Raw genomic sequence first — 21,960 nt, 5'->3', positions numbered from 1 at the left:
TTGCAATGCGTTCTCTGTTGCTTATAATGCGCGTCGTCTGGTTGAGGCCAGCACATTGTCCCGTTCGTCTAGTGGTCCAGGACACTGCCCTTTCACGGCGGTAACAGGGGTTCGAACCCCCTACGGGATACCAACATCAAAGCCCGGCTCGAAAGAGCCGGGCTTTTCTTTTTCTACTCCGATAAACTGCATCTTTTGCCATTGAGACCCTCGCAGTATGAGCCGTTATTGGAGTGACCTGGCCCGGCAGCTGACCCCCTATGTTCCCGGCGAGCAACCGCAAGGAACGCGGCTGGTTAAACTCAACACCAATGAGAATCCCTACGGCCCTTCGCCGGCGGTACTGGACGCTATTGCCTCGATTAGCCCCGACGAACTGAAACGTTACCCTGACCCCGATTCCAGCGCTTTGAGAGAAGCGTTCGCCGATCGGGAGGGCCTCGGTTCCGACCAGGTTTTTCTGGGCAATGGTTCAGATGAGGTGCTGGCACACACCTTCCAGGCCCTGCTCAAACACGACAAGCCGCTATTGTTTCCAGAGATCAGCTACAGCTTTTATCCGGTGTGGAGTGAGCTGTACCAGATAGCCTACGAGCGCGTGCCTCTGCGGGGCGATTTCACGATTGATGTCGATGCCTACAGTATGGCTAATAGCGGTATTCTGATCCCCAATCCGAATGCGCCAACAGGCGTCCTGTTGGCGAAAGCCGATATTGCCCGGCTGCTGGAGACCCACCCGGATTCGGTTGTCGTTATCGACGAGGCATACATCGACTTTGGCGGCGAATCAGCAACCGCCCTGATTTCGGACCACGACAATTTGCTGGTTGTGCAGACCTTCTCAAAGTCTCGCTCGCTGGCAGGTATGCGGGTAGGGGTGGCATTCGGTCCGGCCGAATTGATAGAAGGGCTGGTGAGGGTGAAAGACTCGTTCAATTCCTATCCCATGGATATTGTGGCGCAGCGCGCGACGCTTGCGTCGCTGCAGGATGAGGCCTGGTTCCAGAACTGTTGCCAGAAAGTGATTGCCACGCGCGAGCGCACCAGCCATGAGCTGTCTTTGCTGGGATTTGAGGTGTTGCCGTCATCGGCGAATTTTGTGTTCGCGCGGCATCCTGGGCGTGACGCCGCTGAGATCTTTGCTGAATTGCGGCAGCGGGGGGTTATCGTGCGTTACTTCGATAAGCCCCTGATCAGCCAGTATTTGCGCATCAGTATCGGAACTGATGCGGAGATGGACGAACTTCTGAGTGTACTGGAGGACGTGCTGTAGGGCGCCTGCAGCAGGCCCTAGCGTTTCTTTAAAACCACGCTGCCGATCGAGTAGCCGGCTCCGAAGGAGCAGAGTACGCCGAGGTCGCCGCTGGCGAAATCATCGCGATGCTTGTGGAACGCAATGACTGAGCCAGCAGAGCTGGTGTTGGCGTATTCATTGAGAATCGTAGGCGCCTCTTCAGGCGCCGCCTCGCGACCGAGCACCCGTTTCGAAATCAGTTGGTTCATGCTCAGGTTGGCCTGGTGGAGCCACATGCGCTTCAAACTGGCTGCGGGGATGCTCAACTTCTCTAACTGACCACTGATCTGGTTTGCCACTGCCGGGCACACTTCTTTGAAAACCTTGCGGCCCTCTTGTACAAACAGTTTGTCATCTTCGCCTATGCCTGATTCGTCACCGCGATTGAGGAAGCCGAAGTTGTTGCGGATGTTATTGGAATACATGGTTTGCAATACGCTGTCCACAATCAGGAATTGCTCCTGGCCGGTCGCTTGATCTGCGCGCTCGACGATGACGGCAGTACAGACGTCGCCAAAAATAAAGTGGGAGTCACGGTCGCGGAAATTCAGGTGGCCGGTACAGATCTCCGGATTCAGCATCAGCACACAGCTGGCACTGCCGGAGGCCACCATGTCCTTGGCCTGCTGGATGCCGAAGGTCGCGGAAGAACAGGCAACATTCATGTCAAAGCCAAAACCTTTGATACCCAGGGCGTCCTGAATTTCCACAGCCATGGCGGGGTAGGCGCGCTGCATATTGGAAGCGGCTACGATGACGGCATCAATATCTGCTGCGGTTTTACCGGCTTGCTCCATGGCGTTTCTTGCGGCGCCGACAGCCATTTCACACTGGATAGACTGTTCTTCATTGGGGCGGTCGGGCAACGACGGCACCATGCGTTCGGGGTCGAGAATGCCGGATTTGTTCATCACGTAACGTGATTCGATGCCGGACGCCTTGTTGATAAATTCGGCGGAGGACGGCTGTAACGGCGCAAGTTCGCCCGCTTCAATGGCCGCCATGTTCTCGGCGTTAAAGGCCTCGACGTAGGCGTTGAATGACTCAACAAGTTCTTCATTGCTGATTGATTCTTGCGGGGTGTAGAGGCCGGTGCCACTGATGACAATGTCGGTCATGGGAGCGCTTTCCTGGAAGTCTTGTTCTTGCAGTAGTGTACTATCAAAAAAGGCCGCAAAGCGGCCTTTTCCGTGGTGATATCACCGCTTAGCGATCGTCGAGTGAGACAAAGTCACGCTTGTCGTGGCCGGTGTACAGCTGACGAGGGCGGCCGATACGGTAGCTGCCACTGATCATCTCGTGCCAGTGGGCGATCCAGCCAATCGTGCGGCCCACGGCGAAAATCACGGTGAACATACTGGTGGGGATGCCGATAGCCTTGAGGATGATGCCTGAGTAGAAGTCGACATTGGGGTAGAGCTTCTTCTCTACGAAGTAGGGGTCTTCCAGGGCGATCTGTTCCAGGCGCTTGGCAATCTTCAGCAGGGGGTCATCTTCCAGGCCGAGTTCAGCCAGTACTTCGTCTGCCGCCTGCTTCATGACCTTGGCGCGAGGGTCGAAATTCTTGTAGACGCGGTGGCCAAAGCCCATCAGGCGGAATGGATCGCTCTTGTCCTTGGCTCTCGCAACAAACTCGTCGATGCGGGATTCATCACCGATCTCTTCGAGCATATTCAGCACAGCTTCGTTTGCACCACCGTGGGAGGGGCCCCACAGTGCGGCGATACCCGCGGCGATACAGGCGAAGGGGTTAGCACCGGAGGAGCCTGCCAGACGAACGGTTGAGGTGGAAGCATTCTGCTCGTGATCCGCGTGGAGCAGGAAGATCTTGTCCATCGCATTGGCCAGCACGGGGCTGATATTGCTCTTTTCACAGGGTACGCCAAACATCATGTGCAGGAAGTTCTCTGCGTAGCTCATGTTGTTGTCTGGGTACATAAAGGGCTGGCCGATGGAGAACTTGTAGCTCATGGCAGCGATGGTGGGCATTTTAGCAATCAGGCGAAATGCGGCTACCTGGCGGCTGTGCTCATCGGAAATATCCAGCGAGTCATGATAGAAGGCGGAGAGGGCACCGACTACGCCGCACATGATGGCCATGGGGTGAGAGTCGCGACGGAAGCCGTTGAAGAAATGCACCAGCTGTTCATGAACCATGGTGTGGTTGGTGACGGTATCGACGAAAGCCTCTTTCTGTTCCTTGTTGGGCAGCTCTCCATAGAGCAGCAAGTAACAGGTTTCCAGGTAGTCAGAGTGTTCGGCCAACTGCTCAATGGGGTAGCCGCGGTGGAGCAGAACACCTTTGCCACCGTCGATGTAGGTGATCTGGGATTCGCAAGATGCAGTAGAAACAAAGCCAGGGTCGTACGTGAACATGCCTTTGCCGGTGAGGCTACCCACGTCGACAACGTCCGGCCCAATGGTCCCGGAGTAGATAGGCAATTCCACTGCCTCGTCCATTCCATCGATCGTAAGGGTGGCTTTTTTGTCGCTCATAGAAGGGTCCTGCGTTGATATCTCAGTGGGGTGGCCCACTATAGAGATTCCGCCATTTTTGTCAATCGACCTTAGCCTAAAGTCGCCTATCGTGCGCCCAGATAGAGCGTAAAATCGGCAAACGAGATTTCGGGAGATCGCTGCAGATTGCTGCAAATCAAGTAATTGCGACAGAACCGGTTCTAAATTTGTAATTAGCGCGCTAAGTCCTTATAATTTCGCGCGTTTTGGTAAGCTCCCCAACGATGGGTTTGCTGCGAGAATAGGCTCCACGCCGTCCTTTTAACCGCCTCACGGCGCAACGATGGTATCCAATGTGAAAGACAATCGTCCCGTTAACCTGGACATCGGTACTATGCGGCTTCCCATTACCGCATGGGCGTCCATTACACACCGCGCAACCGGCGTAGCTTTATTCGTCGGTGTCGGCATCTTGCTCTGGCTCTTCGATCAGTCACTCTCTGGTCCCGAAGGTTTCGCCCAGGTTCAGGAGTGTCTCGACAGCGTCATAGCCAAACTGATTATCTGGGGCGTTGTCGCCGCATTGATCTATCACTCATTGGCGGGCATCAAGCACGTCATTATGGATTTCGGTATCGGTGAATCGATGGAAGGAGGCGTCCTGGGCGCTCGCATCGTTATAGCACTCTCCGTTGTTCTGATTCTTATTGCAGGTGCATGGATATGGTAAGGTCTGTAACCAGTTTTGGCCGCTCAGGCCTGTCCGATTGGCTCGTACAGCGGGTCAGCGGCGTTATCCTTCTCGCGTACTTCATCTGTATTGGCTGCACCCTTATGGGCGGTGTCGACTATATGAGCTGGAAGGCGAGCTTTGAATCTACCGGCATGCGCGTCTTTACGTTGCTGGCCATTCTGTCACTGGCAGCGCACGCCTGGATTGGCATGTGGGCAGTCAGCACCGACTACATGACCGAGCGGATGATGGGTAAGAATGGCAACTTCATACGCGTGGCGTTCCAAATCGCCTGCAGCCTGGTGATCTTTGTTTATGTGATCTGGGGCGTCCAGATCCTCTGGGGTTAAAACATTATGTCCGGAATTCGTACTATTTCATTTGACGGCGTTATCGTCGGCGGCGGTGGCGCAGGAATGCGCGCCGCACTGCAGTTGGCCCAGTCCGGCTACAAGACTGCTGTAATCTCCAAGGTTTTCCCCACTCGGTCGCACACGGTTTCTGCCCAGGGCGGCATCACCTGCGCTATTGCCTCTGACGATCCCAATGACGATTGGCGCTGGCACATGTACGACACCGTAAAGGGGTCGGACTATATTGGCGATCAGGACGCGATCGAATATATGTGCAGCGAAGGCCCCCAGGCGGTGTTTGAGCTTGAGCACATGGGGTTGCCATTCTCGCGCACCGAAGAAGGCCGCATCTATCAGCGCCCCTTCGGCGGCCAGTCCAAGAATTTCGGTGAGGGCGGCCAGGCTGCCCGTACCTGTGCAGCAGCCGACCGTACCGGTCACGCGCTCCTGCACACCCTGTACCAGGGCAACATGAAGAACAATACAGTGTTCTTCAACGAGTGGTACGCCACCGACATCGTCAAGAATCAGGACGGTGCCGTCGTCGGTGTTATTGCTATCTGCATGGAAACAGGCGAAACGGTTTATGTTAAATCCAAGGCCACTGTATTCGCTACCGGCGGAGCAGGGCGAATCTATGCTTCTACGACGAATGCCCACATCAATACTGGCGACGGTATCGGTATGGCACTGCGTGCGGGCTTCCCGGTGCAGGATATCGAAATGTGGCAGTTCCACCCCACCGGCATTGCCGGCGCGGGCGTGTTGGTCACAGAAGGTTGTCGCGGTGAAGGCGGGTACCTGGTGAATAAGGACGGCGAGCGCTTTATGGAGCGTTACGCGCCAAACGCCAAGGACCTTGCGGGTCGCGATGTTGTGGCCCGTTCAATGGTGCTCGAGATACTCGACGGCCGCGGCTGTGGCCCGGATGGCGATCACGTTTACCTGAAGCTAGACCACCTGGGTGAAGAGGTTCTCGAGAGCCGTCTGCCCGGTATTTGCGAGCTGTCCCGTACCTTCGCTCACGCAGATCCGGTTAAAGAGCCCGTGCCCGTGGTGCCCACCTGTCACTACATGATGGGCGGTATTCCCACCAACGTTCACGGTCAGGCTTTGACGGTGGATGCCAATGGCAATGACCAGATCATTCCGGGCTTGTACGCCTGTGGTGAAGTAGCCTGTGTGTCGGTACACGGCGCCAATCGCCTCGGCGGTAACTCCTTGCTCGATCTGGTGGTGTTTGGCCGTGCCTCTGGTCAGTACATCGAAGGTGCTTTGCGCGACGGTATCGACATGCGTGACGCTTCCGATTCAGACGTCGAGCAGGCTATGTCCCGTCTGGACAAGCTCAACAATTCTACCGGCGGCGAGAAAGTGGCCGACTTGCGCAAAGAGCTGCAAAACACCATGCAGAACCACTTCGGTGTGTTCCGCAACGGTGAGTTCATGCAGGAAGGCATCAAGAAGCTCGCAGATTTGCGCGGGCGCATTGAGAATGCCTCGCTTGAAGACAAGAGCCAGGCGTATAACACCGCTCGTATCGAAGCCCTTGAACTGCACAATCTGTTCGAGGTGGCCGAAGCGACCGCGATCACCGCAGAAGAGCGTAAAGAAAGCCGAGGGGCTCACGCCCGCGAAGATTTCGAAGATCGTGACGATGAGAACTGGCTGTGTCACTCCATGTACTTCCCTGGCGACAAGAGCGTGGGCAAGCGTGCTGTGAACTTTGAGCCGAAAACTGTAGACACCTTCCAACCGAAGATTCGGACTTACTAAGGGGCTGAACGAATGTTGCAAGTGAGTATTTATCGCTATAACCCCGAAACGGACAGCGAGCCTTCAATGCAGGACTTTCAGGTCGATACTGGCGGTAAAGACCTGATGGTGCTGGACGTACTGGAGCTGATCAAGGCGCAGGACACGACCGTGGCCTATCGCCGCTCCTGTCGCGAGGGCGTATGTGGGTCTGATGGCCTGAATATGAACGGGAAGAATGGCCTGGCTTGTATTACTGCGCTCTCAGAAGCAGTGGACAAAAACAAGCTGGTGATTCGCCCGCTGCCGGGCTTGCCGGTGGTTCGGGACCTGGTTGTGGATATGACCATGTTCTACGCTCAATACGAGAAGGTTCAGCCCTATCTGCTCAACGACACGCCGGCGCCCGCAATCGAGCGCCTGCAAACGCCTGAAGACCGCGAGAAACTCGACGGCCTTTACGAGTGCATCCTGTGTGCCTGTTGTTCCACAGCTTGCCCTTCGTTCTGGTGGAACCCTGACCGCTTCATTGGCCCATCTGGCCTGCTGCAGGCGTACCGCTTCCTGGCTGACAGCCGTGACCTTGCGACGGACGAGCGCCTCGCTAAACTGGACGATCCGTTCAGCGTATTCCGCTGCCACGGCATCCAGAATTGCGTAAACGTGTGTCCGAAAGGCTTGAACCCGACACGGGCTATTGGTCACATTCGCAACATGCTACTTTCCCGCGCCACCTGATGTTTCCGCGGAACAGCTTGAGGTTTTCCCTTTAAGCTGTTGAAAAGCAGCGCATTTTAATTTTTGCTCTTGTCGTCAGTATTTGGCGGCAGGCGCTTTACAGCGGCTGGACCAAGGTCTTATCGGCACTGCGGTCCAGCGACTGCTAAACTCTGGATTTATCCGCCCAATGAAGGGCGCTCAACCTCCATTCCGGAAGGGCTGTAATGCAAGAAAGCTCAATGGAACTCCTGTGGCGGAGTTCTCATATTGCTGGTGGCAACGCCACCTATGTCGAAGATCTGTACGAGTCCTACCTCAAGGACCCGAACGGCGTGCCTGAGCAGTGGCGCGAATACTTCGACAAACTACCGAGGGTCGAAACAGATAGCGCCCATATTGAGGATATTCCCCATTCGGTGGTGCGAGACCGATTTGCCCAGATCAGCAAGATGCGGGTGCGCACTGAGGCGACCGTACAGCACGATTCCCAGGCCACTGAATACGAGCGCAAACAGGTCCGTGTAGTTCAACTTATCTCCGCTTATCGCCAACGCGGGCACCAGAAAGCGGAGCTTGATCCGCTGGGTATCGCTGAGCGCGAACATGTTCGCGACCTGGAATTGTCTTTCCACGAATTGTCCCAGGCGGACTACGACACAGTCTTTCAGACCGGTAGCCTTCACATCGGCAAAGCGGACGCCACGCTAGGTGAGATACACGACGCCCTGGAGCGCACCTATTGCAAGTCGATTGGCGCAGAATTCATGCACATTGTGAATACCGATGAGCGCCATTGGATCATGACGCGTATGGAGTCGGTGCGCAGCGCACCGGACTTCAGCAAGGATATTCAGTTGACCTTGCTCCGCCGCCTTATCAAGGCCGAGGGACTGGAGAAATCGCTCGGTTCCAAGTATCCGGGGACAAAACGTTTTGGCCTGGAAGGTGGCGAGAGCCTTATTCCGATGCTGGCAGAAATGGTGCAGCGTTCGGGTAGCTATGGCGTGAAGGAAATCGTGATTGGCATGGCTCACCGTGGCCGCCTCAACGTGCTGGTCAATACCTTCGGTAAAAACCCGGCTGACCTGTTCGACGAGTTCGAGGGCAAAGTCGAATACGATAGTTCCGGCGACGTGAAGTACCACCAGGGCTTCTCTTCCAATGTGATGACGCCGGGCGGTGAAATTCACCTGGCACTGGCTTTCAATCCCTCCCACCTGGAGATCGTCTCTCCGGTCGTTGAGGGGAGTGTGCGCGCGCGCCAGGAGCGCCGCCAAGACACCGACGGTGACAAGGTTGTGCCGATCGTGATCCACGGGGACGCCGCATTCGCTGGTCAGGGCGTAGTGATGGAGACATTCCAGATGTCCCAGACCCGCGCCTACAAGACTGGCGGCACCATCCATATCGTGTTGAACAACCAGGTGGGCTTTACCACCAACAAGCGTGAGGACGCGCGTTCTACCGAGTACTGCACCGATGTAGCGAAGATGGTCCAGGCGCCAATTTTCCATGTCAACGCAGACGATCCTGAAGCTGTTTTGTTCGTCACCCAACTCGCGGTGGATTACCGTACCGAATTCCAGAAAGACGTCGTCATCGACCTGATTTGCTATCGCCGCCGGGGGCACAATGAGGCCGACGAGCCCTCCGTGACTCAGCCGCTGATGTACCAGACGATTCGCAAGCACAAGACAACCCGCGATCTGTACGCCGCCAAATTGATCGGCCAGGGCGTTCTGACCAAAGATCAGGACGATTATCTGGTGAACGGTTTCCGCGACTCTATTGACCGCGGTGAGCCACTGGTCAGCAGCCTGGTCTCGGAGCCGAACAAAACATTGTTTGTCGACTGGTCCCCCTATATTGGCCACAACTGGACGGACGAAGCCGATACGACCGTCGATATCCAGAAGTTGCGGACCTTGGGTAATGACCTCAACATGGCCCCCGATAATTTCCCGATACAGCGTACCGTGAATAAAATTATCGAGGACCGCCGTAAGATGGCCGCTGGTGCGACGCCTATCAACTGGGGCTTCGCGGAGACCATGGCCTACGCGACGCTGTTGGAAGAGGGCTACCCAGTGCGCCTCACCGGCCAGGATGTCGGCCGGGGCACGTTCTCACATCGTCATGCGGTGCTGCACAACCAGAAAGACGAGAGCTGCCACGTCCCTCTACAGCATATCAGCGAGGAACAAGCGCCGTTCGTCATCTACGATTCGCTGCTCTCGGAAGAAGCGGTACTCGCCTTTGAATACGGCTACTCCACCACCATGCCCAAGGGCTTGGTTGTCTGGGAAGCCCAGTTCGGCGATTTCGCCAATGGCGCCCAGGTGGTCATAGACCAGTTCATCACCTCGGGTGAGCACAAGTGGCAACGCCTTTGCGGCCTGACCATGTTGCTTCCCCACGGGTATGAAGGGCAGGGCCCCGAGCATTCCTCTGCGCGCCTCGAACGTTTCCTGCAGTTGTGTGCCGAGCACAATATCCAGGTCTGCGTACCCACCACTCCGGCTCAGGTGTTCCACATGCTGCGACGTCAGGCGATTCGCCCGCTGCGCAAGCCGCTGATCGTGATGTCACCCAAGAGTTTGTTGCGTCACAAAGAGGCGATTTCCACTGTCGAGGAGTTGGCCGAAGGGAAATTCTTTAACGTCCTGGACGAGACGGATGAACTGGATAAGTCCAAGGTCGAGCGCGTTATTATGTGTAGCGGCAAGGTCTACTACGACTTGCGTGCGGCCCGTCGCGAGCGCGACATCGACAATATCGCGATCCTCCGAATTGAGCAGCTGTATCCGTTCCCCGAGGATGACCTCGTTGAGATTCTGGCGCAGTACCCCAATATTTCGGACGCCGTGTGGTGTCAGGAAGAGCCGATGAACCAGGGTGCCTGGTATTCCAGTCAGCACCATATGCGCCGAGCCCTGTTCAAGCACAAGCAGGGTGTTTACCTGCATTACGTCGGTCGGGACAGTTCTGCATCACCTGCGGCGGGCTACATGGCCCTGCATCTGGAACAACTGGAAGCATTTATCAACAAAGCCCTGGCGCCCGAAACGCCCTGGGAAAATTAAGCGCGAAGGAAGAGAAATGGCGATTGAAATCAAGGCACCAGCCTTTCCCGAATCTGTAGCTGACGGCGAAGTCGCCGCCTGGCACAAACAGGAAGGTGAGGCGGTTTCCCGCGACGAGCTGATTGTCGAAATCGAAACCGACAAGGTAGTCATGGAAGTTGTTGCGCCGGAAGATGGCGTGCTCACGAAAATTCATGCGCAGGAGGGCGACACTATTGAAAGCGAACAGCTTCTCGCCAGCCTGGAGCAGGGTGCTGCTGCCTCAGCGCCGGCTGCTGAATCGCCTGCTGCCGAAGCTGCACCTGTAGCTACGGGCGCCGAGAGCGCCGAGGACCTGGCGTCACTGCTCGGGCCTGCGGCTCGTCAGCTGGTGGAAGAGCACAAGCTGGATATTACCCGGATTACGGGTAGCGGCAAGAACGGCCGGATCACCAAGGAAGATATTCTCAAGTACTTGAAGAGCGGCGATGCCGACAAGGCTGCCGCGCCAGCGCCAGCGCCCGCCTCGACGGCCGCCGTTGCCGCACCTGTCGCGCCTTCGGGAGAGCGGGTTGAGAAGCGTGTGCCGATGACCCGTATGCGCGCCAAGATCGCCGAGCGCCTGCTGGATGCGACCCAGGAAACCGCCATGCTGACCACCTTTAACGAGGTGAACATGGCGCCGATGATGGCCCTGCGTAGCAAGTACAAAGAGCAGTTTGAGAAGACTCACAACGGCACCCGCCTGGGTTTCATGGGTATGTTCGTCAAGGCCGCCTGCGAAGCGTTGAAACGCTTCCCGGAAGTGAACGCCTCTATCGACGGGCGCGACGTCGTCTACCACGGTTATCAGGATATTGGTGTTGCAGTATCCACGCCCAATGGACTGGTCGTTCCGGTCCTGCGCGATGCTGATTTCATGAGCATTGCCGATGTCGAAGCGGCTATCAGGGATCTCGGGTTGCGTGCACGCGACAACAAACTCACCATTGAAGACATGACGGGCGGAACCTTTACCGTCACCAACGGCGGCGTTTTCGGCTCCCTGATGTCCACGCCGATTCTGAATCCACCTCAGACGGGCATCCTCGGCATGCACAAGATCCAGGATCGCCCCATGGCGGTCAATGGCGAGGTAGTGATACTGCCAATGATGTACCTGGCCCTGTCCTACGATCATCGCCTGATTGACGGTAAAACTGCGGTCCAGTTCCTGGTGGCGATCAAGGATCTTATCGAGGATCCGGCACGCATACTGCTGCAGCTGTAACTAGAGTGTCATGCGCTCCTGACTGAATTGCGAGCGACACCGAATACAAATATGGGAAGAGAGATGTCTGAGAAATACGATGTAGTAGTAATAGGGGCCGGCCCCGCAGGTTATGTGGCGGCTATCAAAGCTGCCCAGTTGGGAATGTCCACGGCCTGTGTCGAACAATGGATTGATGATAAGGGTAAGGTCAGGCTCGGCGGCACATGCCTGAATGTAGGATGCATTCCCTCAAAAGCATTGCTCGATTCCAGTCATAAGTATCATGAAGCGAAGGCCGATTTTGATGTGCACGGCATTTCCGTTGGTGAGACCACCATGGATGTTGCCGCCATGATCGCCCGCAAGGACAAAATTGTCGGCCAGCTGACTGGCGGCGTTGCCGGCTTGTTCAAGCACAATGGCGTTACTGCCCTGGCAGGCACTGGCAAGGTTCTCGCTGGCGCCAAAGTGGAGGTCACTGACAAGGACGGCAATGTTCAGGTTGTAGAGGCTGGCAGTGTGATCATTGCCGCCGGTTCCCTGCCGGTTAATATTCCACCGGCACCCGTTAACGGTGACACCATTGTTGATTCCACCGGGGCATTGGAATTCACTGAAGTTCCCAAACGTCTCGGCGTGATTGGTGCAGGCGTAATCGGCCTCGAATTGGGTTCGGTCTGGGGGCGCCTCGGCGCTGATGTTGTTGTGCTGGAAGCGCTGGACTCATTCTTGCCGATGATGGATCAGCAGATTTCCAAGGAGTCCGCCAAGATCTTCAAGAAGCAGGGCCTGGATATCCGTCTCGGTGCCCGCGTTACTGGCACCGAGGTCAAGGGCGATGAGGTTATCGTGTCCTATGCAACCGCTGATGGTGAGCACACCGAAACATTCGACAAATTGATTGTCGCCGTAGGCCGCCGGCCACGCTCAGAAGAGCTGTTCGCCTCTGATTCCGGAATTACACTGGATGAGCGCGGCTTTATCTTTGTGAACGATTTCTGTGAGACTGAAGCCCCCAACGTCTACGCTGTCGGCGATGTGGTTCGCGGTCCGATGTTGGCTCACAAAGGCTCGGAAGAGGGCATCATGGTCGCGGAGCGGATTCACGGCAAACCCGCCCAGATGAACTACGACTGCATTCCTTCGGTGATCTACACCCACCCTGAAGTTGCTGCCGTCGGCAAGACCGAACAGGAACTGAAATCTGACGGTATTCCCTACAAATCAGGAACCTTCCCCTTCGTGGCAAGTGGCCGCGCCCTGGCAGCCAACGACTCCGACGGGCTCGTGAAGATCCTGGCCCATGAGGAAACAGACCGCATTCTGGGCTGCCATATTGTGGGTCCTTCAGCTGCCGACCTGGTACAGCAGGTAGTCATCGCGATGGAGTTCGGGTCCAGCACTGAAGACCTGGCGCTGACCGTATTTGGTCATCCGACCCTTTCTGAGGCGGTACACGAGGCTGCCCTTGCAGTTGATGGGGCAGCGATTCATATCGCCAACAGGAAGAAACGTAAGTAGAATTCGCCCCCACACGCAACAATAAGACCAATCGCCGGCGTGTGTAGGCATAGAGGGGGCTCGATGGGAAAACTCGTCGGGCCCATCCATTAAGCAGCAATAGCTACTAGAGAAAAGCAGGACAACACATGAATCTTCATGAGTATCAGGGCAAACAATTGTTTGCCGAATACGGACTGCCGGTCTCCAAGGGGTATGCAGTAGACTCCCCCAAGGAAGCGGCAGAAGCGGCGGATTTGATTGGCGGCGATATGTGGGTGGTAAAAGCCCAGGTACACGCAGGCGGTCGCGGTAAGGCCGGCGGTGTCAAACTGGTCAAGACCAAGGACGAAATCAGGGAATTCGCTTCCAACTGGCTCGGCAAGAATCTGGTGACCTACCAGACAGACGAGAATGGCCAGCCTGTGAGCAAGATTCTGGTTGAGTCTTGCACCGATATCGCAGAAGAGCTTTATCTCGGTGCCGTAGTGGATCGCTCCACACGTCGCATCGTTTTCATGGCATCCACCGAAGGCGGTGTCGAGATCGAAAAGGTTGCCGAGGAAACTCCCGAGAAAATCCTCAGGGCCATCATCGACCCTCTGGCAGGCCCTCAGCCTTACCAGGGCCGTGATCTGGCGTTCAAGCTGGGCCTCAGCGGTGTACAGATCAAGCAGTTCGTGAAGATATTCATGGGCCTTGCGCAGATGTTCATCGACAAGGACCTGGCGCTGATTGAAATCAATCCGCTGGTCATTACCGACGAAGGCAATCTGCATTGCCTCGATGCCAAGCTTGGCGTCGATGGCAACGCGTTGTATCGCCAGAATGACGTGCGAGAAATGCACGATCCCTCGCAGGACGACGAGCGTGAATCACACGCTGCCCAATGGGAACTCAACTATGTAGCTCTGGACGGTAATATCGGCTGCATGGTTAACGGCGCAGGCCTGGCCATGGGAACTATGGATATCGTAGCCCTGCACGGTGGTTTCCCTGCCAATTTCCTCGATGTGGGTGGTGGCGCCACCAAGGAACGTGTCTCTGAAGCGTTCAAGATCATCTTGTCTGACGAAAACGTAAAGGCAGTGCTGATCAACATCTTCGGCGGTATCGTGCGCTGTGACCTGATCGCGGAAGGTGTTATTGGCGCGGTTGAAGAAATCGGCGTTGAAGTACCGGTTGTTGTTCGCCTTGAAGGCAACAACGCGGAACTGGGCCAGAAAGTATTGGCCGACAGTGGCCTGAATATCATCGCTGCGACCAGCCTCACCGACGCTGCACAGCAGGCAGTTAAAGCAGCAGGAGGAGCGGCATAATGAGCGTTCTGATTAACAAAGACACCAAGGTTATTTGCCAGGGTTTCACCGGTTCCCAGGGTACTTTTCACTCGGAGCAGGCCATTGAATACGGCACCAAAATGGTGGGAGGCGTAACGCCCGGTAAAGGCGGTCAGGAACACCTCGGTTTGCCCGTGTTCAATACCGTTACTGAAGCGGTTGAAGCTACCGGTGCCGAAGCATCGGTGATCTACGTCCCGGCTCCCTTCTGTAAGGATTCTATCCTCGAAGCAGCCAACGGCGGCATCAAACTGATCGTTTGTATCACCGAAGGTATTCCGACGCTGGATATGCTCGATGCCAAGGTGAAGTGTGACGAACTGGGCGTACGCCTGATTGGCCCCAATTGCCCTGGCGTAATCACTCCCGGCGAGTGCAAGATCGGCATCATGCCCGGTCACATTCACTTGCCTGGCAAGGTCGGCATTGTATCCCGTTCCGGCACCCTGACTTACGAAGCTGTAAAGCAGACCACTGACGCAGGCTACGGCCAGTCGACTTGTGTGGGCATTGGCGGCGACCCGATCCCCGGATCCAACTTCATCGATATCCTGGAAATGTTCCAGAACGACCCGGCCACTGAGGCCATCGTTATGATTGGTGAAATTGGCGGTACCGCTGAGGAAGAAGCCGCCGCCTACATCAAGGCCAATGTGACCAAGCCAGTTGTCTCCTACATTGCCGGTGTTACCGCACCCAAAGGTAAGCGTATGGGCCATGCGGGCGCAATCATCTCCGGCGGCAAGGGCACAGCAGACGAGAAGTTTGCCGCGCTGGAAGATGCCGGGGTGAAGACTGTTCGCTCACTGGCAGATATTGGCAAGGCACTGGGTGACATTACCGGTTGGTAATGACCTGAGCGCTCAGCCAAGTAAAAAGCCCATCCCATGATGGGCTTTTTTTTGCCTTGAAATTCCTCCGGGGCGACCTCATATCAACCGTATCCAAATACTCAGTTTGCACGCGAGGAACACATATGACAGCCGACGCCAACAAGGAAACCCTGGGGTTTCAGACCGAGGCGAAGCAACTGCTTCACCTCATGATTCACTCACTTTATTCCAGCAAGGAAATCTTCCTCCGGGAACTGATTTCCAACGCTTCGGACGCCATCGACAAGCTACGCTTCGCAGCGCTCTCTGACGAGAGCCTGTTGGAGGGGCAGGGCGACTATCAGGTGCAGGTAGATGTCGATAAGGAAGCCAAGACCATTACGATTTCCGACAATGGCGTTGGCATGAACCGGGAAGAGGTGGTTGAACACCTCGGGACTATCGCCAAGTCGGGCACCGCTGCTTTTCTGGAGAGCCTCACTGGCGATCAACAAAAAGATTCCCAGTTGATAGGCCAGTTCGGTGTGGGATTTTATTCTGCGTTTATTGTCGCAGATCGAGTCGAAGTTCACACACGCAAGGCAGGCTCTTCCGCCGATCAAGGCGTTGTCTGGGAGTCCCATGGGGAGTCCGAGTTTTCAGTTGAACCCCGCGAGAAGGTTAGCCGAGGCACTAGCATTACCCTGTTTTTGAAAGAAGACAGCGAGGAATTCGCGGATGATTTTCGCGTGCGCAGTGTCATCAAGAAGTATTCCGATCACATCGCCGTGCCGGTGATGATGCTCAAGCCGACGCCGCCTCCAGCGGCAGAGGAAGAGGAGTCCGACGAGGACGTCGTGGACGTTCCTGAGTATGAAGCAGTTAACGAAGCGACCGCGTTGTGGACTCGCAGCCGCACCGAGGTGTCCGACGAGGAATACGAGGAGTTCTACAAGCATATATCCCACGACTTTGAAGCGCCGCGCTCCTGGAGCCACAACAAGGTTGAAGGCAAGTTTGAGTACACCAGCCTCTTGTACATTCCGCAGAAGGCGCCCTTCGATATGTGGAACCGCGACATGGCGCGGGGTCTGAAACTTTACGTGCAGCGCACCTTTATCATGGATGAGGCGGAACAGTTTTTGCCTTTGTATCTGCGGTTTGTGAAGGGCGTGGTCGATTCCAATGATCTCCCGCTCAACGTTTCTCGTGAAATTCTACAGCAAGAAAGTTCAGTGGACGCCATGCGCAGTGCACTGACCAAGCGTGTGCTGGATATGCTGGGTAAGCTGGCGAAGAAAGAGGGCGACGAATACGGCCAGTTCTGGAGTGAATTCGGCCAGGTGCTGAAAGAAGGGCCAGCCGAAGACTTCGCCAACAAGGAGAAGATCGCCAGGTTGCTGCGTTTCTCGTCCACGCATACCGATGCCGAAGCGCAGGATCAGTCGCTGGAAGACTATGTTTCACGGATGCAGGAAGGACAGGAGAAGATCTTCTACGTTGTAGCTGAGAACTTCAATACCGCCAAGAATAGCCCGCACCTGGAAGTATTCCGCAAGAAAGGCATCGAGGTTCTGTTGCTGTCAGACAGGGTCGATGACTGGCTGATGAACCACATGCAGGACTTCGATGGGAAGTCATTCCAGGATGTTGCTCGCGGAGCCCTGGAGCTGGCGACAGATTCTGAGGAAGACAAGGCCGAGCAGGAAAAGCTGCAGAAGGAGGCCGAGGGGCTGGTCGAACGAATGGCGAAGGTGCTGGAAGACAAGGTAGCAGAGGTTCGCGCCACTGCACGCCTGACGGATTCTCCTGCCTGCCTTGTGGTGGGAGACTATGATATGGGCGCCCAGATGAAGCGCATTATGGAGGCGGCTGGTCAGGCTGTGCCAGAGTCCAAGCCGATCCTGGAGGTCAATCCCGGTCACCCCATTCTGGAAATGCTCGATGGTGAACAGGACGAAGATCGATTCGCCGACCTCGCGGGCATAGTTTTCGACCAGGCGAACCTGGCTGAGGGCGGCCAGTTGGAGGATCCCGCGGCCTATGTAGCAAAATTGAACAAGCTGCTACTGGCGCTTGCTGGCCGTTGATACAGCCATACCAGCGACACGAAAACGGGCTTAACAGCCCGTTTTTTTGTTAGACTCGCGGCCAATAACGATAAATACAATGGGAGTTTAATGGAGCGCACTTATCGCGTCGCCGTACTGGGTGGCGGAAGTTTCGGCACAGTCATCGGTAACATCATCGCAGAAAATGGCCACAGTGTGCGCCTCTGGCTGCGCAATCGTGAGCGCGCGCAGGAGATCAATAGCGCGCGAGAGAATCACGAGTATCTGCCGGGTTACCAACTCAGCGACAATTTAGTCGCCTACGATGTGCTTGCTGCTGCAGTGAGCGAAGTTGACCTTGTGTTCGTAGCCGTACCGAGCGGCTCGTTTCGCACGGTAGTTGCCGAGTTGTCGGGACTGGTTGCGCCAGAAGCAGTCATTGTCAGCCTAACCAAGGGAATTGAGGCAGACGGCTTCAAACTCATGAGCCAAATCCTGCGCGAGGAGATGCCCGGGCATCCCATCGGCGTCCTGTCAGGGCCGAACCTGGCAGGAGAAATCGCCCGGGGCCACATCTCGGGCTCAGTTATCGCCAGTGAGCTGCCTGCGGTGACGCGTTTGATACACGATTTGCTGCATTGCCCGGCGTTCCTGATCTATAGCTCGCATGACATGTACGGTGTAGAACTGGGCGGGGCGCTTAAAAATGTTTACGCCATACTGTCGGGCGTTGGTGCAGCGCTTGATTTTGGCGAGAACACGGTTGGCATGTTGCTGACGCGAGCGCTAGCTGAAATGTCGCGCTTTGCGGTGCACATGGGTGCCAACCCAATGACGTTTCTGGGGCTTTCCGGTGTCGGCGATCTGGTGGTTACCTGCTCTTCGCCGCTATCGCGCAACTACCGAGTCGGGATGGCGGTCGCGCACGGTCAGCCACTGGAGGACGTGCTCGCGGGAATGGATCAGGTCGCAGAGGGCATCAATACCTTGGCCCTGGTAAAGTGCGAGGCGGACCGCCGCGGGGTTGATATGCCGTTGGTCGATGGTTTGTACCGGATGTTGCATGAGCAGCAACCTGTAGAGGCAGTGTTCAATGCTATGATGAGTACAGAAGAGGCTCAGGACGTCGAGTTCGTCGTTCGCTGATGGTAAGGGAAAATATGTATCTGACTATCTGGCGCCACGGTGAAGCCGGTAGTGCGGTGACTGATCGTATGCGGGAGTTGACCGAGCGCGGTGTTGAGGATGTCAATGCTGGCAGCGAGCAGTTCAAGCAACTCTGCGCCGACCGGGACATTCCCTTACCGAAACGAATTTTTTACAGTGAATGGGTTCGCACTACGCAGACGGCAAGTATCGTAGGCCGGGCTCTCGGTGACGCTGCGCTGGAAAGCAGTCCGGCGTTGATTCCAGGGCGGCAGCCAGTTGATGTCGAAAACGACATATCTCATCGCTACCCTGATGATCACCTGTTGCTGATATCGCATCAACCGCTGGTCTCTTGTCTGGTCGATTACTACGTTGGATCTCGTGGCTACGTACCAGGGCTTGTGCCGGGTGGCCTGGCCACATTGCGAATGGATCACCCTGGACCGGCATTGGCTCAGCTGGTGTTCTGCATTCAGCCGCCGGCGTTTGAGGTCATTTTGTGAAGTTCGAAGAATTAGGCTGGAAGTTACATGGCCTGCACTATGCAGGTATGGCCTGGGGCGACCCAGACAAGCCCCCTGTGCTCGCCTTGCATGGCTGGCTTGATAATGCCGCCAGTTTCCAGCGTGTGGCTGAGACCCTTGCAGAGACGTGCTACGTGGTTGCTCCCGATCTTTCCGGGCACGGCAAATCTGACTGGCGCTCGCCAGATGCCACATACCACATTTACGACGACTTGCCGCAGCTGAACGCGCTGGTGGCGGCAATGGGGTGGGAGACGTTTAGCCTGATAGGGCATTCGCGCGGTGCGGCTATCAGCGCCATGTATGCAGCTACCTTTCCAGAGCAAGTAGGCGCCCTTGTGTTGCTGGATGGCGCGATTCCAATGCCGCTGGACGAGACAGAGTTTGCGGCCCAGATGCGTCGCTTTATCGATGAGAAAAAGCGCCTGCAGGATCGCAAGTTGCGCGTGTATCCAGATCGGGCAGCTGCGGTCACGGCGCGAGAAGAGCAGGGCCTGGAGCGCGCGGCAGCGGAACTTATTGCGAGCCGTAATCTCTATGCATGTGAAGGGGGGTATCGCTGGCAGACCGATCCAAGATTGCGTGGGGCCTCAGCGATTAAACTGACCTGGAACCATCTCGAGGCTGTGCTGGGGGCGCTCAGTATGCCGGCACTGTTGTTGGTGGCCGAGCAGGGCATGATCGGGAAAAATCAGCACCACCTGGACAAAGTGGCGCAGATTATTCCAGATGTTACGCTGGAGACATTTCCTGGCAGTCACCACTTTCACATGGAGGCGGCGGCACCAGACCTCAGTCGCCGGATTAATACATTTATCTCTCGGGAGAGCAGTCAACATGTTTAGCGCAGCTAACAGCGTCGTAGTCGCAGTGGTCACGGGCGTCTTGTTGGCGACAAATACTGCGGTAGCCCAGGCGGAGTCCCCCCTGGAGATACTGCAAGGTCTCGATGTCTCGCCCCATATGCAGCAGGTTAGCTTCGACACTGCCTCTGTGATCGATCACGAAGTCGGCCTGGGAGCGATGAAGAAAGTACGCGGCAGCTGGCAATTCAAGGCGAGCGAGCGGCTTACAGGTGAGCTCACCCGCTATTCCTGGCAGGTGCGCGATGGTTTTACTTCGAACGAAGTACTGGAGGGGATCGAGGCGGGCCTGAACCCTGAGGCTCTTCTTTTTTCCTGTGACGGCCGCAGTTGTGGCCAGGGAGTGCAGTGGGCCAATCGGGTGTTCAGGGAGCGAGTGCTATACGGCCGTGATGACCTGCAACGATACCGAGTATATGGGCCCATGGCAGGAGAGGCTGGCGCTGATTCCGACTATCGCCTGATCCTGTTCAGCTCAGCACGTACCGCTGATCGCCAGTACTTGCACGCGGAAGTTCTCGAGGTTATGCCGGTGGTGGATGCGCCCTGAATCAGGTGCGCATCTGGAGTAATTGCAGGAACTCTTCGCGGGTGACTTGTGAATCCCGGAATGTTCCGAGCATGGCAGAGGTCTTCATCACTGAATTCTGTTTCTGGACGCCGCGCATCATCATGCACATGTGACGCGCTTCAATGATGACACCGACACCGTCGGCGCCCGTCACATCCATGATGGTCTCTGCAATCTGGGACGTCAGTGATTCCTGAATCTGCAATCGCCGCGCGAACACATCAACGATTCGTGCCACTTTGGACAAGCCCAGCACCTTCCCGGTAGGGATATAGGCCACGTGACATTTGCCGATGAAAGGCAGCAGGTGGTGTTCACATAGAGAGTAGAGCTCCACGTCCTGGACAATGACCATTTCGCTGGATTCAGACGGAAACAGGGCGCCATTGACGACTTCTTCAACAGATTGCTCGTAACCCTGGGTCAGGAATTCGAAAGCCTTGGCTGCGCGCTTGGGCGTGTCGACGAGCCCGGGGCGTTCCTGGTCTTCACCGATAGCTTCAATAATGTTTGCCCAGTTTTGTTCCACGGGTCAGATTCCTCAATTCAGCGGCCCGCGATAGTATCAATCGGCCCTATGCATGGCAAACAGGCGCAGGCGCAATTACACTTACACGATGACGACAACAACTGTAGGCCAGGCGATAGAACACTGCCACGATGCCCTGATAGCCAGCGATGTCTTTTATGGGCACGGGACGGACAACCCCTGGGATGAAGCAGTACAACTGGTGCTGGCTGTCTCAGACCTTCCGGCCGATGCCGACGAAGCGCAGTTGCCGCATCCGGTCAGTGATGGCCAATGGCGCGATATTCAGGCACTGCTGCGACGCCGCATCGACGAGCGGGTGCCCCTGCCATACCTCATCGGCAAAGCCTGGTTTGCGGGCCTGGAGTTTAGCTGTGACCATCGAGCCCTGGTGCCTCGCTCACCGCTGGCGGAGTTGATTCTGCACGATTATCAACCCTGGTATCGCGGGCCGACACCGTCGCGAATACTCGATTTGTGCTGCGGCGGTGGCTGTATTGGCCTGGCGGCGGCGTATTACGCGCCCGAGGTGTCGGTGGATCTTGTGGATCTCGATAGCGAAGCACTGGCCCTGGCCGCAGAGAATGTGGCTCGCATGGGGCTGGAGGGTCGTGTTCGCACGATTCAATCGAATGGCTTCGCCGCTCTAGGGGGGAAGCGTTACGATGTGATTTTGTGCAATCCGCCCTATGTGGACGCCGGGGATCTCGCCTCTATGCCAGCGGAGTATCATCACGAGCCGGAACTGGGGCTCGGCAGTGGCCATGACGGCCTGGACCTTACCCGCCAGATACTCGCCCAGGTGGCGGATCATCTGGAGCCCAGCGGCCTGTTGATCCTGGAGGTGGGCAACAGTTGGACGGCGCTGGACGCTGCCTACCCCGACGTGGCCTTCACCTGGCTGGAGTTCGAACACGGCGGTCACGGTGTGCTCGCGCTGACTGCGCAGGAATTACAGGAATACGCCGCCAGTTTGCGCCCAGAACCGGTATAAT

General features: G+C 56.4%; 19 protein-coding genes and 1 tRNA gene. 17 read left to right on the top strand and 3 right to left on the bottom strand.

From position 1 onward, the window contains the following. The first annotated feature begins 57 nt into the window (after positions 1-57). Both EY643_RS10550 and hisC read left to right on the top strand, forming a co-directional pair. A tRNA-Glu gene (locus EY643_RS10550) sits at positions 58-133 on the top strand. A gap of 84 nt (positions 134-217) precedes the next feature. After that, positions 218-1,273, top strand: a complete 1,056-nt coding sequence (gene hisC, locus EY643_RS10545; protein WP_152662171.1) for a histidinol-phosphate transaminase — start codon at positions 218-220, stop codon at positions 1,271-1,273. 17 nt (positions 1,274-1,290) lie between these two features. On the opposite strand, the gene EY643_RS10540 is transcribed toward hisC, so the two are convergent. Both EY643_RS10540 and gltA read right to left on the bottom strand, forming a co-directional pair. Continuing rightward, on the bottom strand, positions 1,291-2,412 hold the full coding sequence (locus EY643_RS10540; RefSeq protein WP_152662170.1) for a beta-ketoacyl-ACP synthase III: 1,122 nt from the start codon (positions 2,410-2,412) through the stop codon (positions 1,291-1,293). 88 nt (positions 2,413-2,500) lie between these two features. Beyond that, on the bottom strand, positions 2,501-3,790 hold the full coding sequence (gene gltA, locus EY643_RS10535; protein WP_152662169.1) for a citrate synthase: 1,290 nt from the start codon (positions 3,788-3,790) through the stop codon (positions 2,501-2,503). Positions 3,791-4,106: 316 nt separating this feature from the next. Between gltA and sdhC the strand changes: the two genes are divergently transcribed. The 14 genes from sdhC (at position 4,107) to EY643_RS10465 (ending at position 20,415) form a co-directional block, all read left to right on the top strand. Then, positions 4,107-4,481, top strand: coding sequence for a succinate dehydrogenase, cytochrome b556 subunit (gene sdhC, locus EY643_RS10530; RefSeq protein WP_152662168.1), 375 nt, complete (start codon positions 4,107-4,109; stop codon positions 4,479-4,481). After that, positions 4,475-4,834 (top strand): succinate dehydrogenase, hydrophobic membrane anchor protein, encoded by a 360-nt coding sequence (gene sdhD / locus EY643_RS10525; RefSeq protein WP_152662167.1) that lies wholly within the window; start codon positions 4,475-4,477, stop codon positions 4,832-4,834. Before sdhC ends, sdhD begins: the two co-directional genes overlap by 7 nt. Positions 4,835-4,840: 6 nt before the next feature. After that, positions 4,841-6,613, top strand: coding sequence for a succinate dehydrogenase flavoprotein subunit (gene sdhA / locus EY643_RS10520; protein WP_152662166.1), 1,773 nt, complete (start codon positions 4,841-4,843; stop codon positions 6,611-6,613). Positions 6,614-6,625: 12 nt separating this feature from the next. Further along, positions 6,626-7,330, top strand: coding sequence for a succinate dehydrogenase iron-sulfur subunit (locus EY643_RS10515; protein ID WP_152662165.1), 705 nt, complete (start codon positions 6,626-6,628; stop codon positions 7,328-7,330). Positions 7,331-7,536: 206 nt separating this feature from the next. Then, positions 7,537-10,395: a 2-oxoglutarate dehydrogenase E1 component gene (locus tag EY643_RS10510; RefSeq protein WP_205743031.1), complete on the top strand. Its 2,859-nt coding sequence runs from the start codon at positions 7,537-7,539 to the stop codon at positions 10,393-10,395. Between the two features lie 16 nt (positions 10,396-10,411). Next, entirely contained in the window at positions 10,412-11,644 is a 1,233-nt protein-coding gene (odhB, locus tag EY643_RS10505) for a 2-oxoglutarate dehydrogenase complex dihydrolipoyllysine-residue succinyltransferase (RefSeq protein ID WP_152662164.1), read from the top strand. Positions 11,645-11,707: 63 nt separating this feature from the next. Next, the gene (gene lpdA, locus EY643_RS10500) at positions 11,708-13,147 is read left to right on the top strand and encodes a dihydrolipoyl dehydrogenase (RefSeq protein ID WP_152662163.1); all 1,440 of its coding nucleotides are present in this window, start codon (positions 11,708-11,710) and stop codon (positions 13,145-13,147) included. A gap of 128 nt (positions 13,148-13,275) precedes the next feature. Next, complete coding sequence (sucC, locus tag EY643_RS10495) at positions 13,276-14,445, top strand: ADP-forming succinate--CoA ligase subunit beta (RefSeq protein ID WP_152662162.1); 1,170 nt, start codon at positions 13,276-13,278, stop codon at positions 14,443-14,445. Continuing rightward, positions 14,445-15,317, top strand: coding sequence for a succinate--CoA ligase subunit alpha (sucD, locus tag EY643_RS10490; RefSeq protein ID WP_152662161.1), 873 nt, complete (start codon positions 14,445-14,447; stop codon positions 15,315-15,317). Before sucC ends, sucD begins: the two co-directional genes overlap by 1 nt. A gap of 125 nt (positions 15,318-15,442) precedes the next feature. Next, complete coding sequence (htpG, locus tag EY643_RS10485) at positions 15,443-17,368, top strand: molecular chaperone HtpG (protein WP_152662160.1); 1,926 nt, start codon at positions 15,443-15,445, stop codon at positions 17,366-17,368. A 90-nt stretch (positions 17,369-17,458) separates the two neighbouring features. Then, positions 17,459-18,475 carry an NAD(P)H-dependent glycerol-3-phosphate dehydrogenase gene (locus EY643_RS10480; protein ID WP_152662159.1) on the top strand — a complete coding sequence of 339 codons (1,017 nt, stop codon included), beginning with the start codon at positions 17,459-17,461 and terminating at the stop codon, positions 18,473-18,475. Between the two features lie 14 nt (positions 18,476-18,489). Further along, entirely contained in the window at positions 18,490-18,981 is a 492-nt protein-coding gene (locus tag EY643_RS10475; RefSeq protein WP_152662158.1) for a SixA phosphatase family protein, read from the top strand. Further along, positions 18,978-19,847 (top strand): alpha/beta fold hydrolase, encoded by an 870-nt coding sequence (locus EY643_RS10470; RefSeq protein WP_152662157.1) that lies wholly within the window; start codon positions 18,978-18,980, stop codon positions 19,845-19,847. Before EY643_RS10475 ends, EY643_RS10470 begins: the two co-directional genes overlap by 4 nt. After that, complete coding sequence (locus EY643_RS10465; protein ID WP_170287356.1) at positions 19,840-20,415, top strand: DUF4892 domain-containing protein; 576 nt, start codon at positions 19,840-19,842, stop codon at positions 20,413-20,415. The genes EY643_RS10470 and EY643_RS10465 overlap by 8 nt, the downstream gene beginning before the upstream one ends. Position 20,416: 1 nt before the next feature. Here the strand turns inward: EY643_RS10465 and folE are convergent, their stop codons facing one another. Next, positions 20,417-20,965, bottom strand: a complete 549-nt coding sequence (gene folE, locus EY643_RS10460; protein WP_152662155.1) for a GTP cyclohydrolase I FolE — start codon at positions 20,963-20,965, stop codon at positions 20,417-20,419. Positions 20,966-21,053: 88 nt separating this feature from the next. Between folE and prmB the strand changes: the two genes are divergently transcribed. Continuing rightward, a complete protein-coding gene (gene prmB, locus EY643_RS10455; protein WP_152662154.1) occupies positions 21,054-21,959 on the top strand; it encodes a 50S ribosomal protein L3 N(5)-glutamine methyltransferase in 906 nt (301 codons plus the stop codon). The last annotated feature ends 1 nt before the right edge of the window (position 21,960 follow it).

This window comes from Halioglobus maricola (assembly GCF_009388985.1).
Classification (GTDB): Bacteria; Pseudomonadota; Gammaproteobacteria; order Pseudomonadales; family Halieaceae; genus Halioglobus; species Halioglobus maricola.
The sequence above is the reverse complement of the archived record's forward strand: the minus strand, read 5'-3'. Positions and strand labels throughout refer to the sequence as shown.